Annotated in this window: 9 protein-coding genes; 7 read left to right on the top strand and 2 right to left on the bottom strand. The window is 58.0% G+C overall.

What is annotated here, in order from left to right; genetic code table 11:
- The first annotated feature begins 81 nt into the window (after positions 1-81).
- Complete coding sequence (locus ACVLVH_RS17860; RefSeq protein WP_192412076.1) at positions 82-621, top strand: PadR family transcriptional regulator; 540 nt, start codon at positions 82-84, stop codon at positions 619-621.
- 69 nt (positions 622-690) lie between these two features.
- Here ACVLVH_RS17860 and ACVLVH_RS17865 read toward each other — a convergent pair whose 3' ends face one another.
- The gene (locus ACVLVH_RS17865; RefSeq protein WP_192412075.1) at positions 691-978 is read right to left on the bottom strand and encodes an Rdx family protein; all 288 of its coding nucleotides are present in this window, start codon (positions 976-978) and stop codon (positions 691-693) included.
- Between the two features lie 220 nt (positions 979-1,198).
- Between ACVLVH_RS17865 and ACVLVH_RS17870 the strand changes: the two genes are divergently transcribed.
- From ACVLVH_RS17870 to ACVLVH_RS17890, 5 genes are all read left to right on the top strand, one after another.
- The gene (locus ACVLVH_RS17870; RefSeq protein ID WP_498949933.1) at positions 1,199-3,532 is read left to right on the top strand and encodes a TonB-dependent receptor domain-containing protein; all 2,334 of its coding nucleotides are present in this window, start codon (positions 1,199-1,201) and stop codon (positions 3,530-3,532) included.
- Between the two features lie 48 nt (positions 3,533-3,580).
- Positions 3,581-4,603, top strand: a complete 1,023-nt coding sequence (locus ACVLVH_RS17875) for a hemin-degrading factor (protein WP_498949934.1) — start codon at positions 3,581-3,583, stop codon at positions 4,601-4,603.
- Positions 4,600-5,442 (top strand): heme/hemin ABC transporter substrate-binding protein, encoded by an 843-nt coding sequence (locus ACVLVH_RS17880; RefSeq protein WP_137386433.1) that lies wholly within the window; start codon positions 4,600-4,602, stop codon positions 5,440-5,442. The genes ACVLVH_RS17875 and ACVLVH_RS17880 overlap by 4 nt, the downstream gene beginning before the upstream one ends.
- Before the next feature lie 95 nt (positions 5,443-5,537).
- Positions 5,538-6,539, top strand: a complete 1,002-nt coding sequence (locus tag ACVLVH_RS17885; RefSeq protein WP_498949935.1) for a FecCD family ABC transporter permease — start codon at positions 5,538-5,540, stop codon at positions 6,537-6,539.
- Positions 6,532-7,311, top strand: coding sequence for a heme ABC transporter ATP-binding protein (locus tag ACVLVH_RS17890; RefSeq protein WP_498949936.1), 780 nt, complete (start codon positions 6,532-6,534; stop codon positions 7,309-7,311). The genes ACVLVH_RS17885 and ACVLVH_RS17890 overlap by 8 nt, the downstream gene beginning before the upstream one ends.
- Positions 7,312-7,383: 72 nt before the next feature.
- Here the strand turns inward: ACVLVH_RS17890 and acuI are convergent, their stop codons facing one another.
- Positions 7,384-8,367, bottom strand: coding sequence for an acrylyl-CoA reductase (NADPH) (gene acuI / locus ACVLVH_RS17895; RefSeq protein WP_312464995.1), 984 nt, complete (start codon positions 8,365-8,367; stop codon positions 7,384-7,386).
- 303 nt (positions 8,368-8,670) lie between these two features.
- Between acuI and ACVLVH_RS17900 the strand changes: the two genes are divergently transcribed.
- Entirely contained in the window at positions 8,671-10,821 is a 2,151-nt protein-coding gene (locus ACVLVH_RS17900; RefSeq protein ID WP_498949937.1) for an ornithine decarboxylase, read from the top strand.
- Positions 10,822-10,947 lie beyond the last annotated feature (126 nt).

A 10,947-nucleotide genomic window follows, 5' to 3' on the forward strand; every position in this document is an offset into this window, starting at 1 on the left:
CCGCGCGCGCTGCCGCCTGTGTTGAATTTTGCCAGGCGGCAGACTACTATCAACCTCCCTTAATTAGCGCTCAGGAAGGCAATGAAACAGCAGCGGGATTTTCCATGGCAGTCCGATCACGCACAGCGCACCGTCTGTGCAGGCGCACGCAAGAAGCGTCGGGAGCGGATGCTGGATGCCAGCGATATCCGCCTGTTAATGCTGCACTTTCTCGCCATGAGCTCTGCGCACGGTTATGAGTTGATCAAATCGGTTGAAGAGCTCTCCAAAGGGGAATATTCACCCAGCCCCGGCATTATCTATCCCAACCTGACGCTGCTCGAAGAGATGGATGCGATTCGCGTGGTCGATGCGCAGGCATCGCGTAAAGCCTATGCGCTGAATGAAGGCGGCGAGGCGCTGCTGGCGGAGAATCGTGACAACGTGAATGCGATTATCGAGCGATTAACCTCGCTGGCGATTCTGGTGAATAACCGCAGCATTCCGCAGGTTGAACAGGCGATTCATCTGATCAAATACACCTTGAATCATCGTCTGGCGCAGGAAGATATTTCGGATGAGGCGCTGGAGATAGTGATCAGCGCGCTGAAGGAAGCGGCGGAAAAAATCGCTAAAAGTTAGCAGGTCGCCATGAATGACGACCTTAGGTGCGCGTACATCCGTTTATTCCGATAATGCACGAACCCCAAATCAACTCTTCTTCTTATCCACATGCCCCAACGCGCGATCCGGCCAGCAGACGTCGCGCACGCGCTGCTTCAGCGCTGCCGCATCCGGGAATCCGCCTTCCTGCTTACGCTCCCAAATCACCTGACCATCAATGGTAATCTCAAACACGCCGCCGGTTCCCGGCTGTAGCGTTACCGCGCTTAAATCCTCGGCAAAGGTATGCAGCAACTCCTGCGCCATCCAGGCGGAACGCAGCAGCCAGTTACATTGTGTGCAGTAATGAATGGTAATCGCTGGTTTCTGTGACATAACGTGTCTCATTTAGATAATGAAGTTAACAAAATGTGCGGTCCAAGATACATCTTAGCTTACTGCTAGTTGATAATGATTACCACTTGCATTACATTCCTTTCGACATCATTTATTACAAAAAATAAGTCCATAATTTTTACGGTCTTTTAACCAAGGTCCGTACTTTCCGGCAGCAAGCAAGTGAGCGAATACTAACAATTAACCAGGTATTTCGCGCATGTCTTCACTCTTTCAGGGAACAGCCCAGCAACGTCTTTCCAAAGTTGCCATCTTATCTTCAGCTATTCATGCCGCTTGCAGCTTTGCCGCCAGCGATAGCACCAGCAATGAACCGGTTCTCACCGTCACCGCGCCAAAACAGCAGGCCGGCAATAAAACCACCATCACAGCACAAGAGCTGCAAAAACGCGGTGCGAACGATTTCGGTTCGATCATGCGTTATGAGCCGCTGATCAGCGCCACCGGATCCAGCGGCGGATCCTCTGCCGGTAAAAGCGGTTTCGACCGCGCGGGTTACACCGGTTACAACATTCGTGGTCTGGAGAGTAATCGCGTCGGCATGGATATCGACGGCATTCCGATTCCGGATGCCACCGGCCGCCCTTACGTCAGCCGCACCGGCAACAACACCTTTGGTATTGGCCGCGATTACATCGATCCCTACCTGTTCGGCAGCGTTGATATTGAGAAGGGCGCCACGGCGGTGGATCAGCCGAATACCTCGATTGGCGGTAACGTCTCGTTCCACAATAAAACCGCTGACGATTACCTTAGCAGCGACAAAAATAGTTATTTCGGTTACCAGAGCGATTACGACTCATCGAATCGCAGCTGGCACAACGGCATCACCGCCGCTGCTGGCGATGATGAGCTGCGCGGCCTGTTTGTTTACAGCCGTCGCGATGGCCAGGAAACCCGCAACAACAGCGACGCGAAACAGGCTTATCCGGCCAACTGGCACTCTGACGCCTTTATGACGTCCGGTATCTGGCAGCCGAACGATCAGCACAAGCTGAGCGCTACCTTTGATTACTACCACAAAACCAACCACAGCCATTACGATACCTGGGACACCAGCGGCAACACCGTTTGGGGCACCGCGCAGCAGCAGAGCGATACGCGCCGCTGGGGCATCAATCTGGCGGATGAGTGGACGCCGTACAACGACTTTATCGATACGCTGACCACGCGCCTTTACTGGCAGCAAACTCAGGCGCACGACAATACCTATCTGCCGACCAGCGCCAGCCAGTACGGCTTTGTCTATTCCGATTTCAACGTCGATAGCTATGGCTTCGACACGCGCGGCACCAAAACGCTGGGCCGCCACGAGCTGAGTGCCGGTGTCAATGCGCGCCTCGACAACAGCGAGCGTCCGTTCCGCCAGGAGCCAGCGCCGAGCGCCTTTAGCGCCATCACCCAACCGCAGTCTGACAGCCGCACTTTCGCGGTGGCAGGATACCTGCAAGATAAGATCAATTTCGATCTTGATAGCCACAACTTCGCGGTCACTCCCGGCGTGCGCGTAATGTATCAAAGCACCAAGCCGAAAAATCTCGGCGATCTCACTACCGGCAGCACGGTGCTGACCGAAGAGCAGGTTGATGCGCTGTATGGCAAAACTAACTCCGATACGCAGGTGCTGCCATCGCTGACTTTCCAGTACGATTTAACGCCAGCGCTGACCACCTATCTGCAATACAAACACGGCGTGCAGTTCCCCACCACCAGCCAGCTGTATGGCTCATGGAACCTGGGTTCCAGCTATGCGGGTAGCGCGCAATATGCGCTGATTGGTAACACCGATCTGAAAACCGAAACCAGCAACAACTTTGAGTGGGGCCTGAAAGGCCAGGCGACAGAAGGTGTAACGGTCAACACCTCGGTGTTCTATAACCAGTACAAAAACTTCATCGCCTACACCCGCTATCGCCGCGCCACCAATCCGGAGATGTTCGTCAACGTTCCGAGCAACATCTACACCAGCTATCAGGCTGAAAACCGCGATAAGGCCTACATTTATGGTGCTGAGATATCCACCAAAGTGAATTACGGCACCTGGTTCCCGCAGGTCGATGGCCTGAGCAGCACCTTTGCGCTGGGCTATAACGAAGGTAAATCCAAGTCCAGCTACGCCGGTGACAAGTACATCGATCTCGATAGCGTCGCGCCATTGAAAGCGATTGTTGGCCTGGCGTGGGATGACAAAGCGCGCGGCTACGGCGCAGCGCTGACCGCCACCTTCGTGAAAGGCAAGCAGGCCACGGCGACCAACCGCGAAAGCTACACCAACACCGGCACGGCGATCACTGATTCCACCACGGAATATATGCGCGTGCCGGGTTACGGCATGGTGGATGCAACGGCTTACTGGCAGGCGACGAAAAACGTCAAGCTGAGCGGCGGTATCTACAACATTACCGATCGCAAATACTGGGATTACACCAGCAGCCGCACGCTGACCAGCAGCAACGCCCAGGAACGCAACGACATCAACCTGGCGGTGATGCCAGGCCGCACCTTCCAGTTGGGTGTGAACGTCGATTTCTAATCCCTTTTCGCCCTGCGGCAGCGCAGGGCATTTTCATGGAGCAAGGCAATGAACTCACGTTACGATCACTATCTGGCGCTGAAAGGCGAGCATCCGAAAAAGTACGCGCGCGATCTCGCCGCGCTGATGGGCATTGGCGAAGCGCAGCTGTGTGAAGCGCGTGTCGGCCAGGATGCAAAGGCGTTAAAAGCCGATTTCCCTGCGCTGCTGGCAGCACTGGCGGCGGTAGGTGAAACCAAAAGCATCACCCGCAATGCATATGCGGTTCACGAGCAGGTGGGCAAATATGAAAACCTGCACCTCGGCGAACACGCCGGACTGATTCTCAACCCGCGCGCGCTCGATCAGCGTCTGTTCCCGCATCAGTGGCACAGCGCGTTCTTCCTGCGTGAGCAGAGCGCCCACGGTGAACGTCAAAGCATCCAGATTTTTGATCGCCACGCTGATGCGGTGCTGAAAATCTACACCACCGACAACACCGATTTCGCCGCGTGGGATGCGCTGATTGCGGCGTTTGTGCTGGAGAACGCAGCGGCGCTAGATCCGCAGCCCGCCAGTGCGCCGCAATACAGCAGTACGGTTGATGCCAGCAAAGTGGAAGCCGAATGGCGCGCCATCACCGATGTGCATCAGTTCTTTGGTCTGCTGAAGCGCCACAACATCTCGCGCCCGCAGGCGTTCCGCGCGGTGGCGGACGATCTGGCGCGTCAGGTGAGTAATGACTCGCTGGCGCAGCTGCTGGATCTGGCGCAGCAGGATGGCAATGAAATCATGATTTTTATCGGCAACCGTGGCTGCACGCAGATCTTCACCGGCGCAGTGCAGAAGCTGATGCCGATGGATAACTGGATCAACATCTTCAATCCCACCTTCACGCTGCATTTGATGGCGGATCACATCAGCGAAAGCTGGGTGACGCGCAAACCGAGCGGCGATGGCTTCGTCACCAGCCTGGAACTGTTTGCCGCCGACGGCACGCAGATCGCGCAGCTGTATGGTCAGCGCAGCGAAGGCACGCCGGAGCAGGCGCGCTGGCGCGAGCAGGTGATGTCGCTGGAGGCATCAGCATGAGAAAACTTCTGTTGCTGCTGACTGCGCTGGCGCTGCCCGCTGTTGCGGCCGAGCGGGTGATCTCGATTGGCGGTGACGTCACGCAAATTATCTATGCCTTGGATGCGCAGCAGGATCTGGTAGCGCGTGACAGCACCAGTCAGCATCCGGCGCAGGCCAACAAGCTGCCGAATGTCGGTTATATGCGGCAGTTGAATGCCGAAGGGATTCTGGCGCTGAAACCGACGCTGGTGCTAAGCAGCGAGCTGGCAAAACCGTCGCTGGTGCTGCAGCAAGTGGCGCAAGCTGGCGTAAAAGTGGTGGATGTCACCGGCAAAAACAGCCTCGACGCCATCGCGGAAAAAATCGCTACCATCGGCAAGGCGCTGCATCGTGAAGAGGAAGCCAACGCGCTGATCGAGAAGGTCAACAAGCAGCGCGCGCAGATCCCACAAAAACCGTTGCCGATCAAAGTGCTGTTTATCATGGCGCACGGCGGTATGCGCACTCAGGCGGCGGGCGCACAAACTGGCGCGGACGGCGCGATTCGCAGCGCGGGTCTGATCAATGCGATGGCGGCGGTGCCGCACTATCAGCAGCTGTCGCAGGAAGGTGTGATTGCGGCGGCACCGGATTTGATCGTGGTGGGTGAAGATGGCCTGCGTACGCTGGGCGGCGAAGAGAAAGTGTGGTCGCTGCCAGGTTTGGCACTGACGCCAGCCGGTCAGCATCGCGCGTTGCTGGTGGTGGATGAGATGGCGCTGCTGAGCTTTGGCCTTGATACGCCGGGCGCGATTATCAAACTGCGCCACGCAGCCGAAGCGGCTTCCCCGTCATACTTCAAGCCGCAGGCGCGTTAGCTGCGTGTTCTCACCCCAGTCACTTACTTGTGTAAGCTCCTGGGGATTCGAACACTTGCTGCCTTCCTGCACCTTGAATTATTTAGGGGAAAAATATGGCGAATACATCCGTGATGCGCTGGCTCGGTTTGATGGCCATCAGCACGCTGATATTAATGCTGATGGCGGCCAACTTCGGCGCGATGCCGCTTTCAATGCGCACTTTGTTGCGTGCGCCGCTCAGCGATATGGCGTGGCAAATCTGGATCAACATCCGCCTGCCGCGCGTGCTGCTGGCGGTGCTGCTCGGCATGGCGCTGGCGGTATCCGGCGCGGTGATGCAGGGATTGTTTCGCAATCCGCTGGCCGATCCCGGTTTGCTAGGCATTAGCAGCGGAGCGGGTTTAGCGGTGGCGATATCGATCGTTATCCCGCTCGGCTTGCCGCCGCTGCTGGCGCTGTGGCTGCCAACACTCGCCGCCTTTATGGGTAGTTTGGTGGTGACGCTGCTGATCTTCAGCTTTAGCCGTATGGCGCTGGGCAATTTGTCGCGCTTGCTGCTGGTCGGGATCGCCATCAACGCCTTATGCGGTGCGGCGGTCGGCGTGCTGTCGTGGCTGAGTAACGATCAGCAGTTGCGCCAGTTGGCGTTGTGGGGCATGGGCAGTTTGAGCGCGGCGCAGTGGCCGAGCCTGGCGGTGTGCGCGGTGCTGATTCTGCCGGCGCTGATAGCGATTCAGCTGCGCGCGCGTCGTCTCAATTTGCTGCAACTCGGCGAAGAGGATGCACATTACATGGGCATCGACGTTAAGCGTACGCAGCGTCAGCTGCTGGTGCTGAGCGCGTTGCTGGTTGGCACCGCCGTGGCGGTGAGTGGCATTATCGGCTTTGTCGGTTTAGTGGTGCCGCACCTGATGCGTTTCTGTCACGGCAGCGATCATCGCTGGATGCTGCCCGGTTCGGCGCTGGCGGGCGCGATTTTGCTGCTGCTGGCCGATACGCTGGCGCGCACCGTGGTGGTGCCAGCGGAAATGCCGGTTGGCCTGTTAACCAGCCTACTGGGCGGCCCGTGGTTTCTCTGGCTGATTCTGCGTGAGCAAAGGGGGATGAATGAGTGACTGCATGCAGGCGCGCGGGTTGCGATTTAGCCACGGCTCACGCGCGTTGATCGACGACGTTTCCCTGACTTTGCAGCCTGGCGAAATGATCGCGCTGATCGGCCCCAACGGCGCGGGGAAATCCACGCTGCTGCGCTTGCTGACCGGCTTTCTCACGCCGCAAGCGGGCGAGTGCTGGCTCGGCGATCGTCCGCTAAACAGTTGGCCGCGCGAACCGCTGGCGCAGCGCCGCGCGGTGATGCGTCAGCAAAATAGCGTGAGTTTTCCGCTGCCCGCCGCCGATGTGGTGGCGATGGGCCGCGCGCCCTGGCCGCGCGCTCAATCCAGGGCGGTGATTGACGAGGTGATGCACATTACCGGCAGCCTTGAGCTGGCACAGCGCGATTATCGATCGCTTTCCGGTGGTGAACAGCAGCGCGTGCAGCTGGCGCGCGTGCTGGCTCAGCTGTGGCACGATGATGGCCCGCGCGGCTGGCTGTTTCTCGACGAACCCACTTCCGCGCTGGATCTGTTCTGGCAGCAGCACAGTTTGCGTTTGCTGCATCGCCTGACGCGCAACGGACGCTTCAGCGTTTGCACCGTGCTGCACGATCTTAACCTCGCGTCGCTGTGGTCGGATCGCGTGCTGTTGCTGCATCAGGGCAAGCTGGTGGCGGAAGGCGCACCCAATGAGGTGATGACCGAACACACGCTGACGCGCTGGTATCAGGCGGAGTTGGATGTGGTGATGCAGGATGAGAAGGGCAGGCCGCGGATTCAACTGCGAGCCTGAAACCGTAGCGGCGCGATTTATCGCGCTCTGTGAAAAGACGCGCCATAAATTGCGCCGCTACGTGATGTGCGATTATCTGCAATCGACGATCAGTCTGCCGCGTACTTTACCGGCCAGCAGCTGCTCGGCACCTTCGCGCGCTTCGCTCAGCGGAATCACTTTGGTTAACTGCTGCAACAGGTCGCCATCCACCAGTTCCGCCAGGCGCTGCCACGCCTGCTGCCGCAGCGGTTTTGCACACATCACGCTATCCACGCCCGCCAGCACCACGCCGCGCAGGATGAACGGCGCGACGCTGGTCGGCAAATCCAAACCTTGCGCCATGCCGCACGCCGCCACCACGCCATCGCGCTTGATGCCCGCTAACACATTGGCCAGCGTGTGGCTGCCGACGCTATCAATCGCCGCCGCCCAGCGCTCTTTCGCCAGCGGTTTGCCCGGCTCGCTCAGCTCTGCGCGATCAATAATCGACGTCGCGCCCAGCGTGTTAATCAGGTAATCGCTGTCGCTGGCGCGACCGCTGGAAGCAATAACCTCATAGCCGAGACGTGCCAATAGGCTAACGGCAAAGCTGCCAACGCCGCCACTCGCGCCAGTGACTAAAACCGGGCCGTGCTGCGGCGTGATGCCCTGTTTTTCCAGCGCCAGCACGCACAACATGGCGGTGAAGCCCGCGGTGCCAATTGCCATGGTTTGTAGCGGGCTGAGTGCGGCCGGCACTTTTACCAGCCAGTCGCCCGAGACGCTGGCTTTCTGCGCCAGTCCGCCCCAATGCTTTTCGCCTACGCCCCAGCCGGTGAGCAGCGCCACATCGTCCTGCTGCCATTCGGCATGGCGGCTGCTGATCACCCGACCAACAAAGTCGATGCCCGGCACCATCGGGAATTGCCGCACAATCGGGCCTTTGTTGCAGATGGCGAGCGCGTCTTTGTAGTTGAGCGTGGAGTAGCTTACTTCGAGGGTGACATCCTGATCGGGCAGTTGTTTTTCTGACAGATCTTTCAGGGATGTGCGATATCCCTGTTCATCATTTTCAATGACCAATGCCTTGAACATGCAGCCTCCGGCTGGTTGAGGAAAGTGGGGGTATAGTACTCCTTTTTTGCCCTCACCCTAACCCTCTCCCACAGGTGGGGCAGGGAACTGATCCAGCATACCTTAACTCTCGCTCGGACGGCGCCCTCGCCCGCTTGTGGGAGAGGGCTGGGGTGAGGGGCCAGCGCAGCGGTTGTTCCGGCAAAAAAAAGATGACATGATTGCGCCCCAGTTAGTGTTCAACTCCCAGATTGACTTCGCCGAGGAAACCTCCTCATTGCTGTGCCATCGGCACCCACTCATCCTCTCTCAGGGATTTGTGTTATGAACCCATTGAAAATTGCTGCCAGCGTTGCTGTAGCGCCAACCCTTAGTCTTAACACTGCGCGCGACGTGGTGACGCTGGACAATACCGACTTTACCGATGTCGCTGCGGTCGTGATCACCTTGTCGGACACGCGCAGTGGCGTGCTGACGCTATTGCGCAAGGTCGGCTTTAATCTGCCGGTGTTTGTCGCCAATGCGTTCGATGAAGAAGTGCTGAAGCTGCCGGGCGTCACTGGCGAAATCAACGGCGCGCCAGAAGAGTGGGACGCGCTGGAGGACGCCGCGCAGGCGTATGAAGCCGAGTTGCTGCCGCCATTTTTCGACACGCTCACGCGCTACGTCGATATGCAGAACAGCACGTTTGCCTGCCCGGGACATCAGGGTGGTGCCTTCTTCCGCAAACATCCGGCGGGACGTCAGTTCTATGAGTTCTACGGCGAGAACGTCTTCCGTTCGGATATGTGCAACGCCGACGTCAAGCTCGGCGATCTGCTGATCCACGAAGGCTCAGCCAAAGATGCGCAGAAGTTCGCGGCGAAAGTGTTTAACGCCGACAAAACCTACTTCGTGCTTAACGGCACCTCCAGCGCCAATAAAGTGGTCACCAATGCGCTGCTGACGCGCGGCGATCTGGTGCTGTTTGACCGCAACAATCACAAATCCAACCATCATGGCGCACTGATTCAGGCGGGCGCCACGCCGGTGTATCTGGAAGCGGCGCGTAATCCGTTTGGCTTTATCGGCGGCATTGATGCGCACTGTTTTGACGATGCTTATCTGCGTGATCAAATTGCCAAAGTGGCGCCCGATCGTGCCAACGATCAACGTCCATTCCGCCTGGCGATTATTCAGCTCGGCACTTACGACGGCACGGTGTACAACGCGCGTCAGGTGGTCGATCGCATCGGACATCTGTGCGATTACATCCTGTTTGATTCGGCGTGGGTTGGCTACGAGCAGTTTATTCCGCTGATGGCCGGCTGTTCGCCGCTGACGCTGGAGTTGAACGAGAACGATCCGGGCATTTTTGTCACGCAGTCGGTACACAAGCAGCTGGCCGGTTTCTCACAGACGTCGCAAATCCATAAGAAAGACAATCACATCCGTGGGCAGCAGCGTTTCTGTCCGCACAAACGCCTCAACAATGCGTTTATGCTGCACGCCTCAACCAGCCCGTTCTATCCGCTGTTTGCCGCGCTGGATATCAACGCCCGCATGCATAAAGGCGAGGCCGGACGCAGCATGTGGCACGAGTGCGTCACCATCGGCATTGATGCGCGTAAAGCGATTCTTGAACGTTGCGAAATGATTCAGCCGTTCCTGCCGGAGAAAGTGCACGGCAAGCTGTGGCAAGCTGCGGAAACGGAAGCCATCGCCATCGATCCGGCATACTTCAGCCTTGAGCCGGGCGCAAAGTGGCACGGTTTTGAAGGCTATGCGCAGGAGCAGTATCTGGTGGATCCCTGCAAGCTGCTGCTCACCACCACGGGGATTGATGCCGCCAGCGGTGAGTACACCAGCTTCGGCATTCCAGCGACCATTCTGGCCAACTATCTGCGCGAGAACGGCATCGTGCCGGAGAAGTGCGACCTCAACTCGATTCTGTTCCTGCTGACGCCAGCAGAAACGCCTGAGAAGATGGCGCATCTGGTGGCGATGCTGGTGCAGTTTGAGCAGCACGTGCGCGAGGATACGCTGCTGGCGGAAGTGCTGCCGAGCGTGTATCGCAAGAATATTGAGCGTTACAAAGGCTACACGCTGCGCCGCTTGTGTCAGGAGATGCACGATCTCTACGTCAGTTTTGACGTTAAGGATCTGCAGAAAGCGATGTTCCGTTCAGCCTGCTTCCCGCCGGTGCAAGTGAATCCGCAGGATGCACATCAGGCTTATATTCGTGGCGAAGTGGAGCTGGTAAAGATTGCCGATGCTGAAGGGCGCATAGCGGCCGAAGGCGCGTTGCCATATCCGCCCGGCGTGTTGTGCGTGGTGCCAGGCGAAGTGTGGGGCGGCGCGGTACAGCGCTATTTCCTCGCGCTGGAAGAGGGCATCAATCTGCTGCCGGGCTTCTCGCCAGAGCTGCAAGGGGTTTACACCGAAGAAGATGAGCACGGGCGTAAGCATCTGGTGGCGAATATGATGGTGAGCTGATTGCACTTGCCCTCACCCTAACCCTCACCCGCTGTACAGTCCGGGGACATGGTAGACAGGTGTTCGGGGACATGGTGAACACTTTTTAACATCCTTTACCCATGGTGATCGACTTTTTCTTCAGGT

Source organism: Kluyvera sp. 1366 (assembly GCF_054823405.1).

Excerpts from the sequence above, each read along its gene's own strand:
- ACVLVH_RS17865 (WP_192412075.1), bottom strand. The coding sequence starts at position 978 with ATGTCACAGAAACCAGCGATTACCATTCATTACTGCACACAATGTAAC.
- ACVLVH_RS17875 (WP_498949934.1), top strand. The coding sequence starts at position 3,581 with ATGAACTCACGTTACGATCACTATCTGGCGCTGAAAGGCGAGCATCCG.
- ACVLVH_RS17890 (WP_498949936.1), top strand. The coding sequence starts at position 6,532 with ATGAGTGACTGCATGCAGGCGCGCGGGTTGCGATTTAGCCACGGCTCA.
- ACVLVH_RS17870 (WP_498949933.1), top strand. The coding sequence starts at position 1,199 with ATGTCTTCACTCTTTCAGGGAACAGCCCAGCAACGTCTTTCCAAAGTT.
- ACVLVH_RS17900 (WP_498949937.1), top strand. The coding sequence starts at position 8,671 with ATGAACCCATTGAAAATTGCTGCCAGCGTTGCTGTAGCGCCAACCCTT.
- acuI (WP_312464995.1), bottom strand. The coding sequence starts at position 8,367 with ATGTTCAAGGCATTGGTCATTGAAAATGATGAACAGGGATATCGCACA.
- ACVLVH_RS17880 (WP_137386433.1), top strand. The coding sequence starts at position 4,600 with ATGAGAAAACTTCTGTTGCTGCTGACTGCGCTGGCGCTGCCCGCTGTT.
- ACVLVH_RS17860 (WP_192412076.1), top strand. The coding sequence starts at position 82 with ATGAAACAGCAGCGGGATTTTCCATGGCAGTCCGATCACGCACAGCGC.
- ACVLVH_RS17885 (WP_498949935.1), top strand. The coding sequence starts at position 5,538 with ATGGCGAATACATCCGTGATGCGCTGGCTCGGTTTGATGGCCATCAGC.